The sequence below is a fragment of the bacterium SCSIO 12844 genome, from assembly GCA_024397935.1.
Lineage (GTDB): Bacteria > Pseudomonadota > Gammaproteobacteria > Francisellales > Francisellaceae > M0027.
Genome location: CP073743.1, coordinates 1,809,489 through 1,832,304, shown reverse-complemented (window position 1 = coordinate 1,832,304; position 22,816 = coordinate 1,809,489). Strand labels below are relative to the sequence as shown.

Genomic DNA, 22,816 nt, shown 5'->3' with positions numbered 1-22,816 from the left:
TCAAATAATTTAAGATCAGTCAATGTCAGTAATATAGGATAGCTAATTTATCTAGCAAGCAAGTTAAATTTGTTATTAGAGCCAAAAGTATTTAACTTGCGTCTGATAAAAAAATTCCAAAATAATTTATATAATTTTATCACTATTTTATTGGAGTCATTATTCAATTTAAAGTTATTATTTATTTTCAAAGGTTTATATTAATTAAATAATGGTTGTTTTATGAAAATAGCGTTTATTGTGGATTATACAACTGATGATAATGGCAATTTTAAAGTTTATGAATTGCAGGATGTTTTAGCTTCTAATCTTCATAAAATCATTCAAGTTAATATAGATAAAGGGATGTTAGCATACCAGTTTTATCGGTCATTGCCTAATGACTTGAATGAAGTAAATAACTTTAAAATTAAGTATAAAGCACAGCAAAGAGCCTTATTGCAGCAATATCCAGAAACTGCTCAATATAATCCAGATTTTATGATTATTAATCGAGGATCTAAAGACCCACTGAATGATCAAGAAATAGCTAAAATAAAAGGCTTTTTATTAAAACATAATAATAAAGTAGTTATTAAAACAGAAGATGTACTAGGTAATGGAAATATTTTTACTAACGATATGGGTGTAGAAGCAATTCTTGATGTAATTAATGATGCGCTGGCTAAAGGTAGACCGTTTGTTATTGAACAGCAGGAAATGTTAACTAGAACTAGACATGATGAGCTAGAACGGTTTAACGCTAAACATCAACAAGCTGATAAAACAGGGATTGTTAGAAGAGATTTAGTTATTTATGATACTGAAACAAGTGAAATAGAATATTTTGAAGTATATAAACAAGTATTAGATACAGATGTAACTACAGATAATCATAGAAGTGATCAAGATGATAGTATTTATAGTAAGTCAAAAGGATATTTAGAAACATTTCATACAATTGATGATATAAGAGCTCATATGAAAGCTAAAATAGATCATTACCCAGACCGATATGCTAAAAAAGAACAATTTTTTTTCAATTTAGCTTGTGCTCTTGTTGAAGGAAGTTTTCAGCCACAAGATAACATGGGTTTAGAAAATGAAAATATTTTAACTGAAGAAGACCGAGTTACAACAATTGAAAAACATAATGAGCAGAAAGATGAATCTATGCTACCAATTGACCTAGTCAAAAAAACAATGGATAAGTGTGGTGATATGCTTCAATGCTATGGTTTAAATAATCATATGAATAAATTAAAATCGATTAAAACAGATGGCTTTGTTGATAATTTAATTTAGCTAAGATTATTACAAATAGACTATAAAGCTAATGTTCAAAAATTATTAAATTTTCCAGAAGAATGTAAAACAATTTTAGAGTCTTCAAGTGATGTTAGAGATATACAGGAACAACTTGATAACTTAAAAGTAAAAGCTAAAGAACAGCCGACTTTCGTATTTAAAGTTGCTTCAACAGAAGACAAAGTTAAAATAAAGAAAAAAGATAGTTCACGTTGTACGATATTATAAAGCATCATAGTCTAGATATCTTCAACTTAATATTACTGGTTTGATTTTTGTCTTAATTAATAAATCTTCAATGATTAAATTAAATTTTAATATAAAAATAATATAAAAATATTTGATAATTTTATTTGAAATGTGTGAGCATTTCTGTTTTAATTGTAATAAATTTAATAAAAGAAATAATTTTTCAATGGTAGATGTAGCGATGCTGTGTTTATTTAAACCATGTGTTGTTGAAATTAAGTAACTTATTTTCAATATAAAATTTTATTTTTTTGATAAGGTTAACTTTTATTGGGTTGCAAAATGAATAAACTGAAACATATTTTAATATTATTTATAATTATTTTATTTTATCCTGCTTTGATGTATGCAGATTCGACATATTGGATGGATGTCACTAATAATACTAGCTTTGACATAATCATTAGTGCAAAAAACGTCAAATGTATTGACCGCATTGAAAATGAAGGTAATGTTTATGAGAATATTGAAAAATACTTTCAAATCAGAATTAGGCCTGGCAAAGTAGGTCGGTTTGATTTCCAAGATGATGGTGACGGAAGTGATTGTAATGGTGGCCATAGTAAACGATTTGACATGGTTGCTACTGCTGATGTAGACGATATAGATCCACTGGATGATGTGGGTTATGAGGCTGTCCTTAGATGGATGCATGATAACCATGATGATAACTGGGAAACTATAATGATGAACATTATAGATGATGAGTATTATAGCCATGTTATGACTTATACCAATATGTTATGTGAAAATGGTGATGGTTGGGTAAACTGTTCAGATTGGGTAGATGGCGGGTCTAACTTTAAAGTAACTGTTGAAGAAACGGGTTATCAGTATCAAGTCAATACGATTAATTTAGGCGATGTTGTGGTTACTGATGGTTTTGGAAAACAAATTCCAGTAGAACCTTTAACACATTCAATTAGCTTTCAAGAAAAAGAGACTTATTATATCAGATTTTCTAAGACTTCAAAATATTGTTTGATAAGAGATAAGCTAGTCTCATGCCCTTCATGTGTTGAGTTTTTAAGTGATGATGATAATAATTTGATTTTTGCTTGTGCTCAAACAGAATCAGGACAGCCAGCATGCCCATGGACAACTGATGATTAAGTAAGTTTAATTATTTATTACTAATACAATGGCAACATCATCATAATGCTTAAAAGCGTGATGACAATAATTGAAAATAAAAACATTTTGCGTGCCCAGATTCGGTCATCATCAGAGTTAATGCCTTTTAAGCCAAGGATTAACCATCCTAAACTTAATAGTAATGCCACAACAAAATAAATAACACCGGTATAACCTAATATGCTAGGCATAATTGCTGCAAATAAAAAGATTAAAATATAAATTAACATATTGGTTTTTGTATAAGAAATACCTTTAATGACAGGTAATACTGGAATAGACGCATTGGCGTAATCATTAAATCGATAGATTGCAATAGCAAATGAGTGAGGTATTTGCCATAAAAATAAAATTAAAAATAATGATAACGCACCAAAATTTAATTCATTAGTAGCTGCTGTAAAACCAACAACTGGTGGGACTGCGCCTGCAATACCACCAATAATTGTGCCATAAATAGAAGCACGTTTAAATAATAGCGTATAAAAACCAACATAAAAGACAAGACCTAAAAAGGCAACTAACGTTGTCAATGTATTAGTTAGAAGATATAAGATTCCAAGTCCACAAATGCCAAGAATAATTGCATATATAATTGCAACTTTATTAGAAATTAAATCTTTTGCAGAAGGACGGTTTTTAGTGCGTTCCATTAACTTATCAATATCACGATCAATATGGTTATTTAAAACACAACCGCAAGCCATTACTAATGACATGCCAATTAAAGTCGCAAGTAGGGTTAAAAAGCTGAAATTACCGGCAATACCTAAGAAGTAACCGCCAGATACAGTAATTACATTACCCATGATAATGCCAGGTTTGGCAAGAGAGACATATTGTTTCATAATTATTCTAGTGCATCATATTATAGTTTAGATTAATCATAATCCAAATTGAGCCGAAGACTAAGATTAAGACAACGACAAGACTAAAGAAGAATGCAACAAGATTCCACCTGGATTCGGATTTGGTGTTTAAATGTAAGAAAAAGACAACTTGTACATAAAGCTGTGCTAAAGCAAACACAGTAATTGCTATATAAAGGCCAGTATTACTTAGTAAATGATAACTTACTGCGCCAAATGATAAAAGTGTGAAAACAATAGATAGGATAAAGCCAACTATATATGAAGTATAGGTGCCATGATCGCTACCAGTTCCATGATCAATATGTTGATGATGTGACATATTAGATAGCTCCCATTAAGTAAACGATGGTAAAGACGAAAATCCAAACAATGTCTAAAAAGTGCCAGAATAAGCCAAGGCAGCTTAATTTAGTTGTTGTTTGGTTATTAACACCATGGATTGAAACTTGAATCATTAAAACAACCATCCAAATCAAACCAATGGTTACGTGAAGTCCATGTGTTCCAACTAGGGTGAAAAATGATGATAAAAAGCCACTGCGATACCAACCATTACCCTCAAGAACTAAGTGATAAAACTCATAAAGTTCCATTGCGATAAATGAAGCACCTAAGATAAAAGTTAATAGTAACCATTTAAGTACAGTTGCTTTATTACCTTTATAACGGCTTAGCATGGCAAGGCCATAAGTAAAGCTACTACATAAAAGTAATATCGTTTCAACGAATACATAAGGAATACTGACTAAATCAGCAGCCGTTGGGCCGCCAAATGTATTATGTCTCATTACAACAAACGTTGCAAAAAGTGAGGAGAATAAAATACAGTCACTCATAATGTAGATCCAGAAGCCAAAAACAGTATTGCCTCCGGTGTCGTGGTGTTCGTGATGATCAATATGACCATCATGTGTCATTGTTGCTGTGCTCATAAGGTTGCTCCATCAAGTGGCAAATGAATCTCAGAATCAGGTTTATTTTCAACATTTAAACCATGATATTTATATTTTGCATTAGCTCGTTTTTGTGTATTTTCACGTTCAATACGTTCGACTTCAGATGCTTTTACATAATAGTCCTGATTGTAGTTGAATGAACGGCACATAATACTTAAGAACATGCAGACAAACCCTGCAATAGCAAGCCAGTAAATATGCCAGATCATAGCAAAACCAAAGATTGCAGCAAAAGCAGAGATAATAAATCCTAATGGCGTATCTTTTGGCATGTGAATGTCTTCATATGGCTTTGTATTTTGTGGATATGCGGCACCACGCTCTTTCATTTCCCAGAACATATCACGGCTGTCAACTGTTGGTAAATGAGCAAAGTTATAAAATGGTGCTGGGGATGGCAATGACCATTCAAGTGTTCTACCATTCCAAGGATCACCTGTTTCATCGGCTAATTTTTCACGGTTTTTGAAACTTAAGATAATTTGTGCAAACTGACAAAAGATACCACAAGCAACTAAGAAGGCACCGCAAGCTGCGACAATTAATAGAGAATGCCATACTGGGTTATCATAGTGATATAAACGACGAGTCATGCCCATACCACCTAAAACATAAAGTGGCATAAATGCAACAAAGAAACCAATAAACCAGAACCAAAATGCTGCTTTACCCCAACCTTCATGTAATCTAAAGCCAAATGCTTTCGGGAACCAGAAAGTTAAACCAGCAAAGAAGCCAAATGCAACACCACCAATAATTGTATTATGGAAGTGAGCAATTAAGAAAAGACTATTGTGTAAAACAAAATCAACGCCTGGTACAGCTAATAAAACACCAGTCATACCACCAATAGTAAATGTAATTAAAAATCCAATTGACCATAACATTGGGGAAGTAAATAAAATACGACCACGATACATGGTAAACATCCAGTTAAAGATTTTAACACCGGTAGGAATGGCGATAACCATCGTTGCAATCCCGAAAAAGGCATTGACGTTTGCACCAGAGCCCATAGTAAAGAAATGGTGTAGCCATACAGCAAATGATAAGAAAGTAATCGCAAATGTTGCCCATACCATTGTGGCATAACCAAATAATCTTTTTTGAGCGAAAGTTGCAACCACTTCTGAAAAAACACCAAATGCAGGTAGTACCAAGATATAAACTTCAGGATGTCCCCAAGCCCAGATTAAGTTGACATACATCATCATGTTGCCACCAAATCCATTGGTAAAGAAATGCATGCCCATAAAGCGGTCTAAATATAAAAGACCTAATGTTGCTGTAAGAATAGGGAAGGCAGCAATTACAAGAATCATACTACATAAAGCTGTCCAAGTGAAAATAGGCATTTTCATTAAAGACATGCCTGGGCAGCGCATTTTAATGATTGTGACAAAGAAGTTAATACCGGAGAGAAGTGTTCCTACCCCCGATATCTGTAACGACCAGAGATAGTAGTCAACGCCAACCCCCGGACTGTATTGTAGTTCAGAAAAAGGTGGGTATGCTAACCAACCTGTATGCGCAAATTCACCAACAAATAGTGAAATATTAACTAGGATGGCACCCATTGCAAATAACCAGAAACTTAATGAGTTTAGGAATGGAAATGCAACATCACGTGCGCCAATTTGTAAAGGAACAACTAAGTTAATCAAACCAAACATTAAAGGCATTGCCATAAAGAAGATCATGATAACGCCGTGAGCAGAGAAGATTTGATCAAAGTGCTGTGCACTTAAGTAGCCATAGTTATCACCATTGGATAAGGCTTGTTGTGATCTCATCATAGCAGCGTCAGTAAAGCCTCTAAAAAGCATAATCAGTGCTGCAATAATGTACATGATGCCGATTTTTTTGTGATCGACGGTACAAAGCCATTCAGTCCATAACCATTTCCATTTTTTATAATATGTGATTGATCCAAGGACTAAAACTCCAACAACAACTGTTAAGATAAATGCAAGTAACACGGGTGTTTCATGCATAAACTCAAGGGAGTCCCAGCTTAGTTTTCCAAAAATAAATTTCTCAAGCATGTTAGTTTCCTACGCTTTATTCCATTATTTAAAATTTGATTTCTTCTTTTTTAGGGTGCTGTTCAATCAAGCGACTAGACGGCATCATAAATTTCATTAATATCTCATGATAAAGATTTGGTGAAACAGAAGAGTAATATTGAATTGGGGCATTAATCGTTGGGTTAACCAACTGCATGTATTTCTTTTCAGTTAATGTATTGCCAGAACGTTTAACTTGACTTATCCACTGATTAAATTGTGACTCTGAAGTGGCTTTTGCATTAAAGTGCATACCAGCAAATCCTTTACCAGTATAATTTGCGTTAAACCCGCGATAAATTCCAGGATGATCAGCAATTAAATGTAATTGAGTTTGCATACCAGCCATTGCATAAATTTGACCACCAAGCTGTGGAATAATAAATGAGCTCATTGGTGCATCAGCTGTAATTCTAAATGCAACTTGGCGATTGGTTGGTATTTGAAGGTAGTTAACGGTAGCAATATTTTGCTCTGGATAAATAAATAACCATTTCCAGTCAAGTGATATCACCTGAACAACTAATGGTTTCTCTTTATCTTTTGTAACTAAAGGGCGATATGGATCAAGCTTATGCGTTGTAACCCAAGTAATAACAGCCAAAATGATAATAATGATGCAGGGTATCGTCCACCAAACAACTTCTAATATAGTGCTATGCGCCCATTTTGGTTTGTAAGTAGCTTTTTTATTAGATGCTCGATAGCGCCATGCGATTAATAAGGTAAGCACTATCACAGGAATAACAACTATTAGCATTAATAACGTAGCAATAATGAAAAGTTCTTTTTCTTCTGCTGCAATGGCTCCTTTTGGATGCCAACTAATAATACTGCTACAACCGCTTAATAAAAATATAGCGCCAATAGATAGCGTTAATATTTTTAACGCATTAAAAAGCGTTTTTGTATTGAGACTAAAATGATGTCTATTTTTTTGACATAATAGTCTATTAACTATCTGTTTAATCATGGGTTTTTTCGGCTCCTTTTTGTTCCATGCCCTTATTCAATGTCCGGTTTCCCTTTTAAGAGTAAGAGCTACACAGCGACATCATACAAAAATAAAAAAATAATATCTACAAAAAAAGCCTGTTGATTTTAGCCACTTTTATGGCAATATAGTGATCAAAATAGATAATTGTTAATGCGTACTATCATCATGAGTAAGTCTAAATCAGAAGTTAAGCAAACTCAACGTAGTACATTTAGGGAACGTTGGGGCTGTCAATCTAATTGGCAAGTTATCATGATATTTATTGTTTTTTCAATTACAGGGTCTATGGCTGTTGCACTAGCGCACCCAGTTGTGCATTTATTTGGTTTAAGTAGAGAAACAACCAATCCATGGATTTTTTGGCCGATTCGCATTGCAATTATTTTCCCAATTTATCAAGTGCTTTTAGTTGTTGTTGGTAGTTTGCTAGGTCAGCACCAATTTTTTTTCAGATATGCTAAAAAAATACTAAAACGCCTAGGAATTTCAAGATTAATGATGGTATTTCATAAACGCATAAGCTAAACTGGCCACGAGCTTTGTTATTAGGAAAATTTGATAGTCAGATAGGAGGATACATTTATGATGAAGCCACAACGTGTATCTGTTGCCGTTGCTTTGTTGTATGCATCAAGCGTTTTAGGTGCAATGGAATTATTAATGTCAGGTAGAATGCTAAAGTTTTTTACCCCTCTTATTTATTTAGATTTAATTGCTTATGCTGTGTTGATTATTATTGCTTATTTTATTTCAAAAAGGTTTAGTTTAGCAATTATCCTTTATATCGTAGTTGCCGTTGTTTGGTATGGTATCTTAATCGGTATATTGCCATGGAAATATGGTCACACATTAAATACCGTTTCGTTATTTGGTCAGTTTTGTTTGACCATTGCAGCACTAATACTTTTGTATCAAAAAAAATCAATTCGTTGGTTTAAAGGAAAAGAGGCTTCTTTAGCTAAATAATTAACAATTAATTATCTTATTATTTTTACTTCTATCAATGGATTAGCTTGTAGTATTTATTTTAAAGTTACGATCTTTTAAATAAGCGATTATTTAGAAAAATAATCTATCAGTGATTACGTGTTTGTATCAAATTATTTGTATTTGCTAAAAGATATAATTAAAAATGTGATTATTTAATATATGATTTTTAAGAGATCAATTTAAATGGTGGGTTGCTATGATTTATATAAATACATTATTTGGTAAAAAAGAATTTAAACGAATTGAAGATGCAAAAAGTTTTTTAGGTCGTGATTATGATAAATTAAGTAGAAAAGAAAAAGATGCTTTGTCTTATTTAATTACAAATGATCAAGTAAAATTTACCTATGGCTTTCTTCAAAAAGAAGAATTTTTAAGAGAAATACGTATTCAGGCAGAACAAAGGCCAACTAGCTTCGATGATATGGCAACATTATCAAAACCAAAAATTTTATCTGAGTATGATGTAGATCAAACTATTATTCGAGATATTAAATATAGAATTGATAATGTCTCAAGAAGAAATATGAAAAGACTTTTAGAAAATGGTATGCAAGGAAATGGTATAACAGCTAATCAAAGTCAGTTGTCGATAAGTTCATCACCATCATTAAATCGTCAAGCTGCATTTTTAGGTTTTGCTAAATTAAGTAAACATCTATTACAGCAGCATGGTAAGTCTAGTTTATTTGTATGTTTAGGGCGTTCACCAACACCAATTGCAGCATGGCTATCAGCCAATACACCCATGATGTGTATTTTACCATTTTCATCAGCAAGGTTAGATCAATTATCAAAAGAATCAATAGGAGAAGCAAGAAAGCATACTAAAGCTCATTTTGATCATATGATTGCCCCATATCTAAAGAAAGGTCTTAAACAAATTGTATTAATTGATTACTCAACCAGTGGTGAGAGTATTTTTACTGTCTACAATTTACTAAGTGATTATCTAAAACAAAGTAAGATTGATACGCCAGTACAAGGTGTCTCATTATGGCGCTGTGAAAAGACTAAAAAAGCTGCTTCAGATTCATCTAGGTGGCCTCAGTTTGAATCATTTACTAAATCAAATGGTCAATATCAATTAAGTTGGTATCAAAAGTGGTTTGATCAAACTGCTTTTATGCAGCATGTCTATGTAAAAGAGCTAATTGATGATCTTGGTGGTTTTTATGACTATAATTGGCCAAAAGAGTATCGAGAAGAAATTTTTAACTCAATGATGAATTTATTGGATTATGAAAGTTTTGATGTTAAATCACCTTATCATAAAACACCTGTATTAAGAGATGTTAGAGCGGGTGCTTATATGGATAATGATGGATATAAAGATTTTATATTATTAAGAGATGAAATGCTTAAAACAGAGGCCGATTATGATCACTTTAAAAGTACAATTGATCAAATAAGCCAGGCTCCAAGTATCTTTATGTTAGCTTCTACATCTCTAAGAAGTTCTAAATTAGATCATAATTCAACTTCGAGCATTTAATTCATTTAGTCAAGAATTTTTATCATTCGTGGTTGTCTTTCCTTTAGAAGATGATAACATGATCAAGTTATAAATGAATGAGGATCACCATGTGAATCGAAATATTGTCATTTTAGGAAGTCAATGGGGCGATGAAGGCAAAGGTAAAGTTGTTGATCTATTAACCGATCAGGTTGATGCAGTCGTACGTTTTCAAGGAGGACATAACGCTGGTCATACATTAGTGATTAATGGAGAAACAACTAAGTTAAGATTAATTCCATCAGGTATTTTACATGGTCATGTAAAAAACTATATTGGTAATGGTGTTGTTTTTTCTTTAGAAGCGTTCATTGAAGAAATGACAGAACTACAAAGTCGTGGTGTTCCAGTAGAAAAGCGCTTAATGATCTCTGAAGCATGCCCATTAATATTACCGGTACATATTTTATTAGATCATGCTAGAGAAGAGTCGTTAGGTAATAAAAAAATTGGTACGACTAAACGAGGTATTGGCCCTGCTTATGAAGATAAAGTAGCGCGTCGTGCAATTCGTTTAGGTGATTTATTAAAGCCAGAACGTTTTAGAGAAAAATTAACTTATTTAATTACTTATCATAACCAGATACTCACTCAGCGCTATGGCAAAGATGCTGTAGAGTTAGATGAGTGTTATGAAACAACGTTGAAACAATTTGAGGTTGTTCGCTCTATGGTTGGTGATGTATGTTCTGAATTACACCAATTAAGAAAAAATAATAAGAAAATAATTTTTGAAGGTGCACAAGGTACATTATTAGATATTGATCACGGCACTTATCCTTATGTTACATCGTCAAACACAACTGCAGGAGCAGTAGCAGCTGGTGCTGGCTTTGGCCCTTGTTATATTGATTATGTCTTAGGTATTACTAAAGCATATACAACACGCGTTGGTAGTGGTGCTTATCCAACAGAGTTATTTGATGATGTTGGTGAGTATATTGCAAAAGTTGGACATGAATTTGGTACGGTAACTGGACGTAAAAGAAGGACAGGTTGGTTAGACCTAGTTGCTTTAAGAAGAGCAATTGAAATTAATAGTATATCTGGTTTGTGTATTACTAAATTAGATGTTTTAGATGATTTAGAAGAAATTAAAGTTTGTGTTGCTTATGACTTAGATGGGGATATTCGTTATTATCCACCTTATGATTCAGATGATTATCTTCGTTGTAAACCAATTTATGAAACATTGCCAGGCTGGCAGTCATCTACATATGGCGTAACAGATTGGAAACAATTACCCTTAAATGCTCAAAGATACTTAAACTATATTCAAGAGAAGTCTTCTATCCCTGTTGATATGATTTCAACGGGACCTGAACGTAAACAAATGGTTATCTTAAACGCTATTATCACAAATCCAGAAAATATCACAGTCTAACACTTTTAATTCTAAAAACTCTAATTTAGCTTAAGTATTATATTGTTTTTTATAGCATTATTAATTTCTAATAAAATATAATTTTTATTTAATATAAATAATTTTTAATCTAAAAAATATCAATGTTTATTTCAAATAATACAATAAAAGTAAAAATAATAAATAATTGATATAATTATTGTTACAAATATTTTATTTATATTAATACTGTTGAAAACTATTGGTGCTGTGATGACTAAAGTGAATAAAACATTAGGATTAGGTGGTATTGTAAAAAAAATTAAAAAAGTAAAAAATAAAAATTTACGAAAGAATAGATTAAGTACTGCAATAAACCTGATATTTGCTCCAAAAGAAGACTTTGATTTAGATAAGTCAACTCATATTTCGACAATTAGGCAAGCTCTAGAACCACGCTACATGTTTGATGGTGCCGCTGTTGGAACGGTTGATCTTGCCGATGATATTTCTGAAAATGAACAAAATGAAGTATTACAAGCACTCAATATAAATGACAACGCAGATGCAGCAGAGAGTTTGTTAGAACAAATAGGTGCTAATGATCATAACTTAACAAAGGATTATTCAGTTTATAAAGAAGTTGTTATTTTTGACTCAAGAGTGAAGGACCCTCATACCTTAATTAAAGATATTTCACGAAAATCATCAGTTGAGATTATTGATATTAATAAAAATGGTGTTAATGAGATAGCAAGAATATTAAGTAAATATGACAATTTGGATGCCGTGCATATTATCTCTCATGGAAATCAGGGTGAGCTATATTTAGGGAATGTAATATTAAATTCAGATAGTTTATCTTTTTATAAAAATCAGCTAGCTAATTGGGGACAATCACTTTCATCAAATGGTGATTTATTATTTTATGGTTGTAATGTTGCAGAAGGCACAAAAGGAATGACCTTTATTGATGTATTAAAAAGTTATACTCATGCAGATATTGCAGCATCAATTGATGAAACTGGTGGTAAAGTCTTAGGTGGTGACAGTCAACTAGAATATGATATAGCTATTGATGTAGATGAAATTATTGATTTTAGCAGTTATGAGCATTTACTAGTGCCACCCACAATTACAGCTGGTGCTACTTTAAATTATACGGAAAATGATGCACCAGTAGCTATTGATATGACAATAACTGTAAGTGATCCAGATAGTAATATTTCTAGTGCTGCTATACAAATTACAGGAAATTATAATAATACACAGGATGCATTAAATGCGCCAACTTTAATAGGTGATATGATACAAAATTGGGATGATGTTACAGGAACGTTAACAATTACAAGTGCATTAGGACAGACTCCAGCAGATTTTCAAACTGCATTAAGGGCAGTAACTTATGAAAATACATCTGATGATCCAAACACATTATCAAGAACAGTTTCTTGGACATTAAATGATGGTACTTCTGATTCTTCAACAGTTACAAGTACGATTAATCTAACTGCAATTAATGACCCACCAACCTTATTCTCAGATGTTTCAACTCAAGTAGGTTCTGATATTTATGGCGCTTTAGGTGATGAAGTTGGTCGTGCTGTGACCATTACAGATGATGGTAGTCGTATTGCTTTTTCATCGTTAGATAATTACGTCTCAGTTTATGATTGGGATGGTTCAAGTTGGAATCAGGTGGGTAGTAATATTTTAGAGGAAGCAGCAGATGATTTGGTTGGCCATAGTATTACGTTTAATAATGATGGTAGTCGTATTGCAGTAAGTGCAATGAATAATGATGATAATGGTGCAAATTCAGGTCATGTTCGTATTTATGAGTTTAATGGGACAGCTTGGGTTCAGTTAGGAGCGGATATTGATGGAGAAGCAGCAAACGATCAAAGTGGTCGATCTATTTCATTAAGTAGTGATGGTAATACCATTGCCATAGGCGCTGCGCAAAATAGTCAAGTTACATTTTGGGCAGGTCATGTACGAGTTTATGAATATAATGGTACAGCCTGGGTGCAAAAAGGTGCTGATCTTGATGGTGCAATACTAACTGAACTTAAAGGTTGGTCAGTTTCATTAAGTGATAATGGCGATATTTTAGCCATTGGTTCACTTGGCGCTGGAAGTAATGGATTTGTAAGTATATACCAATATAATGGAACAGCCTGGGTGCAATTAGGAAGTGATATAGTTGGAGAAGCGGTAAATGATCAAAGTGGCGCATCAGTTTCACTCAGTTCTGATGGTACGCGTGTTGCTATTGGTGCACCTGAAAATGATGATAACGGTTTAGGTAGTGGCCATGTAAGGGTTTATGATTGGAATGGTTCAGCTTGGGTTCAAGTAGGTAATGATATTGATGGTGAGGCTGAAGATGATCAAAGTGGCTGGTCTGTTTCATTAAGTTCTGATGGCAACACATTGGTAGTAGGTGCATTTAAAAATGATGATAATGGTTCAGATAGTGGTCATGTAAGAATTTATCAATGGACAGGTTCGTTTTGGGCATTATCACGTGATATTGATGGTATGGCGGCAGATGATGAAAATGGCTGGTCTGTTGCAGTTAGTGCAGATGCAAGTCACTTTGTAATCGGGGCTCCTCGAAATGATGGCAATGGTGCTGAGAGTGGTCAAGTTAGAGTTTATTCATTAGTAACTGAATATATTGATGGTGACCTTCCTGTAGATTTAAATTTTGGTAATACGGTTACTTCTACAATTGAAATAGTGGATAGTATTACAGAAATAGAACTTAGCATTACAAATATTATTGATCGTAATGATATAGGACTAACAAGTGATGAAATATTAAACATCGATGGAACGGATATTTCATTATTTCACAGTAGTTTCGGTACAACTACTAATTTTAATTATAATGTTAATTTCACAGGAAATACTGCAACTATTGCTTTAACTAGTGGCAGTATCTCAGAAGCACAAACTGAAACTATTATTAATACAATAACTTATGAACATTCAAGTAATAATCCAACTGAAGTACGTAAAAAAGTAACCATTGAAAGTCTTAAAGATGATGGTGGTATAGTCGGTGGTGGTAATGATACAGGCCTTATTGGTATATCAACTTATATTGATGTACTGTCAGTTAATGAAGCGCCAACGATTACACTCGAATCAACAGGTTTATTTGCACAAATAGGCCCAAGCATTTTAGGTGAAGCTGCAAATGATCTATCAGGGTCAGCAGTAGCAGTTAGTGGTGATGGTAGCATTATTGCCATTGGTGCGCCACAAAATGATGGTAATGGTGGCAATAGTGGTCATGTACGTGTTTATCAGTTTGATGGTACAACGTGGAATCAAATTGGACAAGACATTGATGGTGAAGCGAATGCAGATGAGTCAGGTAGTTCAGTTGCATTAAACAATGATGGGACAATACTAGCCATTGGTGCACCATTAAATGATGATGCTGGTGGATCAAGTGGTCATGCAAGAGTCTATCAATACAATGGAACTAACTGGGTTCAATTAGGTGCTGATATTGATGGTGAAGCTGCCAATGATGATAGTGGTACCTCAGTTGATTTAAGTGATGATGGTACTATTTTAGCTGTTGGTGCACCAATTAATGATGGTGCTTTCGGACCAACTAATAATCGTGGCCATGTAAGAATTTATCAATGGGATGGCGCTAGTTGGAATCAAATAGGGCAAGATATTGATGGTGAGGCATCAACGGATCAGTCAGGAAGAGCTGTTTCATTAAATGGTGATGGAACAATTGTTGCCATTGGAGCTGCACAAAATGATGGTAATGGTGGTAATAGCGGTCATGTACGGGTTTATCAATACAATGGAACTACTTGGGTTCAGCTGGGATCAGATATTGATGGTGAGTCAAATGGAGATCAATCAGGTTCATCAGTTTCATTAAGTAGTGATGGATTAAGGTTAGCAGTTGGTGAACCTTTAAATGATGATGCAGGTGGTACAAGTGGTCAAGTACGTGTTTATGAATATAATGGTTCAGCTTGGGTTCAGTTGGGTTCTGATATTAATGGAGAAGGCAATACAGCACATACTGGGGAGGCAGTTGCATTAAGTGCTGACGGAAATATATTAATTGTTGGTGCACCTGAAAATGATGCTGGTGGTGGTACTGGTGATAATCGTGGTCATGTGCGTGTTTATGAATATGATGGTAGTGATTGGGTACAGTTAGGTTCAGATTTTGACGGTGAAAATGCAGGTGATCAGTTAGGTTATTCAGTTGCAATTAGTAATGATGGACAAGTATTTATAGCTGGTGCATTCAATAATGATGATAATGGTTCAAATAGTGGTCATGTAAGTACTTTTTGCCCGTATGTTGTTTTTAATGAAGGCGATAGTGCACTTACATTATTTCAAAATGCGGCTATTTCAACAGTTGAAAGTACTCAGAGTATTACTGGATTTACACTAGAAGTATTTAATGTATCTGATGGCAGTGATGAGATTTTATATATAGATAATACTGCAATTTCTTTAAATAATGGTAACTCAGGTACAACAACAGGTGGTAATAGCTTAAGTTATAATGTTAGTCTTTCAGGTTCAATTACAACAGTTACAATCTCAGGTGGTACTTTAACAGCCACGCAAGCTGAAAATTTAATTAATGCAATTAGCTATGAAAATATTAGTACTAATCCAAATGAAATTGATAGGTTAGTTAACTTTAAAAATATTACAGATGATGGTGGAGTAACCAATGGTGGCAGTGATACGACGACATTAGATATCAAAACAAGTATTGATGTTAATGCGATTAATAATGAGCCACAGGGTACAGATAATACAATCATAATTAATGAGGATGCAACTCATACGTTTAGTGCAGGTGATTTTGGATTTAGCGACTCAGGTGATAGCCCAGCACATAATTTTTTATCAATTATAGTTAATAATATTACATTACCTGTAGGTAGTACATTACAGTTAAGTACTGTCGATGTAATTAATTTAGATGTTATTCCTGTTGCAAGCTTAGGTAATTTAGTATTTACACCAGCTGAACATGGTAGTGGTAGTAATTATGCTAGTTTTGATTTTCAAGTAACTGATGATGGTGGTACGGCAAATGGAGGCCAAGATACAGATCAAACTGCCAATACCATTACATTTGATGTTACTGAAATTAATGATGAACCAACGTTATCAGTAGATTCTACAGGTGCTTTAGAACAGCTTGGCGGAGATATCGATGGAGATAATCCAAGTGATCGATTAGGTGGATCTGTTGCATTAAATGGTGATGGTACTATTATGGCTGTTGGTGCGCCTCATGATCAACTTGCAGGGAATACTGGTTATGTCAAAATATTACAGTATGATGGTGCTACATGGAATCAGTTAGGGGTAAATATTAATGGTGAAGCAATTAATGATGACTTTGGTATTTCAGTTGCATTAAGTTTTGATGGTACGATATTAGCTGTTGGTGCGCCAAGAAATGATGGGATTTCTGGTGTGGGATCAGATAACCGAGGTCATGTACGTCTATACCAATGGGATGGCTCAAACTGGAATCAGTTAGGCGCAGATATTGATGGTGAAGCAGCTGGTGATCGTTCAGGACATTCAGTTTCATTAAGTGATGATGGTTTAACAGTTGCTATTGGTGCAATTAATAACGATGATGGTGCTTCTAATGGTGGACATGTCAGAGTTTATACATATGATGGTGCAACATGGGTGCAAAAGGGCTTAGATATTGATGCAAGTTCTGCTAATGAAGATTTTGGTCGCTCTGTATCAATAAGTAGTGATGGAGATACTGTAGCGATTGGCGCACCTGTAATTGATGCAACAGGCAGTGGTCATGTTGAGATCTATCGTTATATTGGTTCAAACTGGGTTCAATTAGGTTCAAATATTGATGGTGAAGCAAGTAGTGATCAGTCTGGTAATAGTGTCTCTTTAAGTGGCGCAGGAAATATTGTTGCCATTGGTGCACATTTTAATAATGGTATTAATGGTGCAAATAGTGGTCATGTTCGTGTGTATGAATATGATGGAAGCTCATGGAATCAGTTAGGTAATGATATCGATGGTGAAGATGGTGCAGATCAGTCAGGTTATTCTGTTTCAATCAGTGATGATGGATATGCTGTTTTAATTGGTGCAAGACATAATAATGACGTTCCTGGTGGTAATGTTGGTCAAACAAGATTATATGTCTATGATACGGATATATCGGACTGGGTTCAAAAAGGGGGTGATATTAATGGTGAAGGTTCACCTAATGTAAATGATAACTCAGGTTGGGCGGTTGCATTAAGTGGTGATGGTGAAGTGATTGCTATTGGTGCGCCAAAAAATGATGAAAATGGTGGTAATAGTGGTCATGTCAGAGCTTACCGTGCACCACATATAGATTATATTGAAAATGCAGCACCAATTACTTTATTTGAAAATGCATCCGTATCTACTGTTGAAGGCGGACAAAATATTACTGAGATAACATTTACAATAACTAATATCATTGATCGCAATGATATTGGATTAACCAGTGATGAAGTGTTAACTATAGATGGCACTGCTATTTCATTATATGACACAAATACCAATACAACAGCAACTAATGGATTTACCTATCTTGTCAGTTTTACAGGTAACACAGCAACAATTGCTTTAACTGGTGGTAGTATTTCAGAAGCACTTACTGAAACTTTGATTGATACGATAACTTATGAACACTTAAGTGAGGATCCAACAGAAGGTACAAGAACTATAACAATAGCACAATTAGTTGATAATGGGGGGACAGTAGGCGGAGGTGATGATACAGGTGATTTTGCTTTTTCTACTTGTATTAGAGTACTGCCAATTAATGACCCACCAACATTAACGGCCGATTCTTTAGGAACATTTCAACAGCTAGGTTTAGATATTGATGGTGAAATAACGGGTGATAATTCTGGTGAAGCAATTGCTTTTAATGAAAACGGTACGATTGTTGCAGTTGGAGCAATTGAAAATGATGGTGGAGGTAATGGAAGAGGCCATGTTAGGGTTTATCAGCTAGTTGCAAGTAACTGGGTACAAATGGGTAGTGATCTTGATGGTGTTGCTGATAATGATGAATTCGGTAGTTCAGTTTCATTAAGTAGTGGTGGTTTAGTATTAGCAGTTGGTGCAAGAAATAATGATAATGCATCTGGTGCAAGTGCAGGTAATGTGTATATTTATGACTGGAATGGCACTAATTGGGTATTACGTAGTGAAATAATAGGTGAAGCAGCTCAAGACGATTCAGGTCATTCAGTAGCGCTAAGTAATGATGGTAATACAGTTGCAATTGGGGCGCCAAATAATGATGGTGCTTCTGGAAGTTCTCGAGGTCATGTGCGTGTTTATAGTTGGGATGGTATATCTTGGAACCAATTAGGCTCAGATATTGATGGTGAAAATCCTGGTGATGATTCAGGTTATTCTATTTCTTTAAGCTCAGATGGTACAAGACTAGCGATTGGCGCCCCTTTAAATGATGGTAATGGTGGAGCAAGCGGGCATACCAGAGTATATGAATTAGTTGCAGGATCCTGGAACCAAATAGGCCAGGATATTGATGGAGAGTTTGCAAGTGATGAGGCTGGTACTTCAGTTTCTATCAGTGGTGATGGTCAGCGGTTAGCTATTGGAGCTCCGGATAATTCAGATGTATTTTCTAATGGGGGTCATGTTCGTGTATATCAATGGAATAATTCAACCTTAATGTGGGATCAGGTTGGTGCAGATATTGATGGAGAAGCAGCTAATGATAAATCAGGAACATCTGTTGCACTAAATGCAACTGGTAATCGTTTAATAGTAGGATCACCAACAAGCTTAGGAACGAATGCGGGTAAGGTACATATCTATGAGTTTGATGGTACTAATTGGAATCTCATTGATAGTGCTGTTGGTGAAGATAATGGAGACAGATTTAGTACTTCAGTTGCTACTAATGAATCTGGTAATCGAATTGCCGTTGGTGCTTATCTAAATGATGGGAGTGGCTCAAACTCAGGTCATGTGCGTGTTTTTGAGTCGGTAATTGATTATACTGAAAATGATCCTCCAGTTAATTTATTTGAAAATGCATCTGTTTCTACAATTGAAACGAATCAGACTATTATTGGTTTTACATTTACTGTTGAAGATGTAGTTGATGGTAATTTAGAAAAATTATATATTGATGGTACAGCAGTTGATTTAGTCAATGGTTCAACATCTACAGCTAATTTTGAAAGTGTTACTGTTAATGTAGTTTCAGAGAATGCATTTATTACGGTTGAAACTACAGGTGCTGGTATTTCAGAAGCCCAGGCTGAGACATTGGTAGATAATTTACAGTATGAACATATAGGTGATGACCCAACACCAGGTATTAGAGTTATTACGGTTACTAGTTTAACCGATAACGGTGGTGTTGTTTTAGGTGGTGATGATACTGGTGAAGCAATTATATCAACGAGTGTTAATGTAATTCCAATAAATGATCCAATTGATATTAATGATCCGGCTGATCCAGCAGCAATTAGTGAAGGTAATAGTGTTTTATTTACTGGCTTTAGTATTACAGATGATGATGCAGGAGATACAGATAATGTTGATGATATAACAGCTACCATATATTTAATTGGTTTAGAGGGTTCAACCTTTGGTAGTTTTAGTTATACAGCGCCTGCAGCTGTTGGTGTTACTTCAATTGGGTTAGGTAATGGTAATGGTTTAATAAATGCTATTAGTTTTACAGGCACTAAAATAGATGTAACAACAACATTAAATAGTTTAAGTTATAGCGCACCTGATGATGATACTAATGATGATACGTATACCTTAAATGTTGAAGTAACTGATAATGCCAATTCAGGAATTGCAGCGACAACTGATAGCACTACGATTGATTTTGTTGTTAATAATGTTGCCCCAGCTTCAGGTGGTGATTTATTAATTGCAGTTGATGAAGGTAGTATAAATAATATTATAGCTACAACAGATTTAGCCTTTACTGATGTTGCAGCTGATACGATTACTTATCGCATAGATAGCTTGCCTATGAATGGAACTTTATATATTAATGCTGTAGCGGTAAGTATTAATGATACATTTAGTCAAAACGATATTGATACTAATTTAATTACTTATGATTATAATGGTAGTGAGACAACTTCTGATAGCTTTACTTTTAGTGTTTTAGATGAAGATGGGGGTGTTAATTCACCAAATACATTTAATATTACAATTAATCCAATTAATGATGCGCCAAATATGTCATTTGTTAAATTTCAACAGTTAGGTTTAGATATTGATGGTGAAGCTGCAACAGATAACTTTGGTGTTAGTACAACTATTAGTGATAATGGAAATCGTATTGCAGTTGGTGCATGGAATAATGATGGTACTGGTCCAGATGCAGGGCATGTTCGTGTTTATGATTGGAATGGTTCAGCTTGGATTCAAGCAGAAATTGATATTGATGGAGAAGCAGCAGGGGATCGCTTTGGTCGTTCAGTTACTTTAAGTGCTGATGGTAATCGACTAGCAGTTGGTGCAGTATCAAATAATGGCAATGGTGCTGATAGTGGCCATGTTAGGGTGTTTGATTGGGACGGAAGCAATTGGATTCAGGTTGGAGTTGATATTGATGGTGAAGCTGCAGCTGATAATTTTGGTACAGAAGTTTCATTAAGTTCAGATGGTAGTCGACTAGCAATAGGAGCTGTTGGAAATGATGGAAATGGTGCAGGCAGTGGTCATGTAAGAATTTTTGAATTCAATGGTACAAGTTGGATTCAAGTGGGTGCTGATATCGATGGAGAAGCAGCGGGAGATCAATTAGGTGCAAGTGTATCATTAAATGCTGCAGGTGATCGCGTGGCAGTTGGGGGATATTTAAATGATGGTAATGGAGCTGATAGTGGCTATGTACAAGTTTATGATTGGAATGGTTCAGCTTGGGTACAAGCTGGTGTTGATATTGATGGTGAAGCAGCACAAGATAGGTCAGGTCTGGAAGTTTCGTTAAGTTCAGATGGTAATCGATTGGCAATTAATGCCCCTCAAAATGATGGTAATGGTGGCAATAGTGGTCATGTACGTATTTATGACTGGAATGGCTTCACTTGGGTACAAGCTGGTGTTGATATTGATGGAGAAGCTGCAGGTGATAGTTTAGGTGCTAGTGTCGTTCTAAGTAATGATGGTAATCGAGTGGCAATTGGAGCTTCAAAAAATGATGGTAATGGTACAGATAGTGGTCATCTACGCATCTATGATTGGGATGGTTCTAACTGGGTGCAGCTTGGTATTGATATCGATGGAGAAGCAGCAGCAGATCGATTTGGATCGAGTGCAGCAATCAGTGCTGATGGTAGTCGAGTGATTATTGGCGCACATTTTAACGATGGTAATGGTTCAGCAAGTGGTCATGTGCGCGTTTATGAGTTAACCACAGTTTTAGATAATATTACTTATACTGAAAATGACCCAGTTACTGTACTTAGCTCAGACATTTTAATTACAGATGTAGATGATATAAATATAGAATCAGCTCGCGTACAAATTACCAATGCTCAAGGAAATGATGTACTTTCTTATAATGCAACACTATTAGGCACTTTGGGCTTAACTTTAGATGTTGCATCAACTTCAACAGATTTAATTTTTACTGGCACTGCTTTACTATCAGAATATGAGTCATTTTTAGAAACAATAACTTTTGAAAATACTTCAGATAATCCGGATGCAACACAAAGAGTAGTAGAGTTTACTGTTAATGATGGGGATGATGATTCAAATATTGCAACTATTTTAATTGATGTGATACCTGTTAATGATCCACCTGAGTTAGCACTTATTGGTTTTCAACAGTTAGGATCTGATATTGATGGTGAGGCAGCAGGCGATCGTTTAAGCAGGGTCGCATTAAGTGCAGATGGTTTAAGAGTTGCAGTTGGCGCAAGGTTTAATGATGGTAATGGCAGTAATAGTGGTCATGTAAGAGTATATGAATATGATGGCAGTAATTGGGTGCAGCTTGGTACAGATATAGATGGAGAAGCAACAAATGATGAATTTGGACGCTCAATTACACTAAATGCAAATGGTAGTCGACTAGCTATAGGTGGACCACTTAATGATGGTAATGGCAGTGATAGTGGTCATGTAAGAGTATATGAATATGATGGCAGTAATTGGGTTCAACTTGGTACAGATATAGATGGAGAGGCTGCTGGCGATCAATCCGGTTATTCAGTTTCCTTTAATCAAGATGGTAATTATTTGGCTATTGGTGCTGTTGAAAGTACTGCTGGGCAAAATGGTCATGTGCGTATATTTAACTGGAATGGTAGTGCTTGGGTACAAATTGGTTCAACACTAAATGGAGAAGCTT

At 34.7% G+C, this 22,816-nt stretch carries 12 protein-coding genes (1 of these 12 running past the window's edge); 7 read left to right on the top strand and 5 right to left on the bottom strand.

What is annotated here, in order from left to right:
* Nucleotides 1-222 precede the first annotated feature (222 nt).
* Nucleotides 223-1,284, top strand: coding sequence for a hypothetical protein (locus KFE69_08285; GenBank protein UTW41508.1), 1,062 nt, complete (start codon nt 223-225; stop codon nt 1,282-1,284).
* A gap of 534 nt (nt 1,285-1,818) precedes the next feature.
* Nucleotides 1,819-2,649, top strand: a complete 831-nt coding sequence (locus KFE69_08280; GenBank protein UTW41507.1) for a hypothetical protein — start codon at nt 1,819-1,821, stop codon at nt 2,647-2,649.
* A gap of 20 nt (nt 2,650-2,669) precedes the next feature.
* On the opposite strand, the gene cyoE is transcribed toward KFE69_08280, so the two are convergent.
* From cyoE to cyoA, 5 genes are read right to left on the bottom strand one after another with little or no spacing between them, the layout of a single operon-like run.
* On the bottom strand, nt 2,670-3,521 hold the full coding sequence (cyoE, locus tag KFE69_08275) for a heme o synthase (GenBank protein UTW44041.1): 852 nt from the start codon (nt 3,519-3,521) through the stop codon (nt 2,670-2,672).
* A gap of 4 nt (nt 3,522-3,525) precedes the next feature.
* On the bottom strand, nt 3,526-3,861 hold the full coding sequence (gene cyoD, locus KFE69_08270; protein ID UTW41506.1) for a cytochrome o ubiquinol oxidase subunit IV: 336 nt from the start codon (nt 3,859-3,861) through the stop codon (nt 3,526-3,528).
* Nucleotide 3,862: 1 nt separating this feature from the next.
* On the bottom strand, nt 3,863-4,474 hold the full coding sequence (gene cyoC, locus KFE69_08265; protein UTW41505.1) for a cytochrome o ubiquinol oxidase subunit III: 612 nt from the start codon (nt 4,472-4,474) through the stop codon (nt 3,863-3,865).
* Nucleotides 4,471-6,528, bottom strand: coding sequence for a cytochrome o ubiquinol oxidase subunit I (gene cyoB / locus KFE69_08260; protein ID UTW44040.1), 2,058 nt, complete (start codon nt 6,526-6,528; stop codon nt 4,471-4,473). The genes cyoC and cyoB overlap by 4 nt, the downstream gene beginning before the upstream one ends.
* Nucleotides 6,529-6,571: 43 nt before the next feature.
* The gene (cyoA, locus tag KFE69_08255; GenBank protein ID UTW41504.1) at nt 6,572-7,537 is read right to left on the bottom strand and encodes a ubiquinol oxidase subunit II; all 966 of its coding nucleotides are present in this window, start codon (nt 7,535-7,537) and stop codon (nt 6,572-6,574) included.
* Between the two features lie 189 nt (nt 7,538-7,726).
* Here cyoA and KFE69_08250 point away from each other — a divergent pair, with 189 nt between their 5' ends.
* The 5 genes from KFE69_08250 to KFE69_08230 all read left to right on the top strand — a co-directional run.
* The gene (locus KFE69_08250; GenBank protein ID UTW41503.1) at nt 7,727-8,086 is read left to right on the top strand and encodes a diacylglyceryl transferase; all 360 of its coding nucleotides are present in this window, start codon (nt 7,727-7,729) and stop codon (nt 8,084-8,086) included.
* A 57-nt stretch (nt 8,087-8,143) separates the two neighbouring features.
* Nucleotides 8,144-8,527: a hypothetical protein gene (locus KFE69_08245; protein UTW41502.1), complete on the top strand. Its 384-nt coding sequence runs from the start codon at nt 8,144-8,146 to the stop codon at nt 8,525-8,527.
* A gap of 220 nt (nt 8,528-8,747) precedes the next feature.
* Entirely contained in the window at nt 8,748-10,046 is a 1,299-nt protein-coding gene (locus KFE69_08240) for a hypothetical protein (GenBank protein ID UTW41501.1), read from the top strand.
* Nucleotides 10,047-10,137: 91 nt separating this feature from the next.
* Nucleotides 10,138-11,451, top strand: a complete 1,314-nt coding sequence (locus KFE69_08235; protein ID UTW41500.1) for an adenylosuccinate synthase — start codon at nt 10,138-10,140, stop codon at nt 11,449-11,451.
* Nucleotides 11,452-11,682: 231 nt separating this feature from the next.
* A protein-coding gene (locus KFE69_08230) for a DUF4347 domain-containing protein (GenBank protein UTW41499.1) crosses the window boundary here: on the top strand, nt 11,683-22,816 show its 5' end (the start). 21,353 nt of this gene lie beyond the right edge of the window; only the first 11,134 of its 32,487 coding nucleotides appear in the window; the start codon lies at nt 11,683-11,685; its stop codon lies beyond the right edge, outside the window.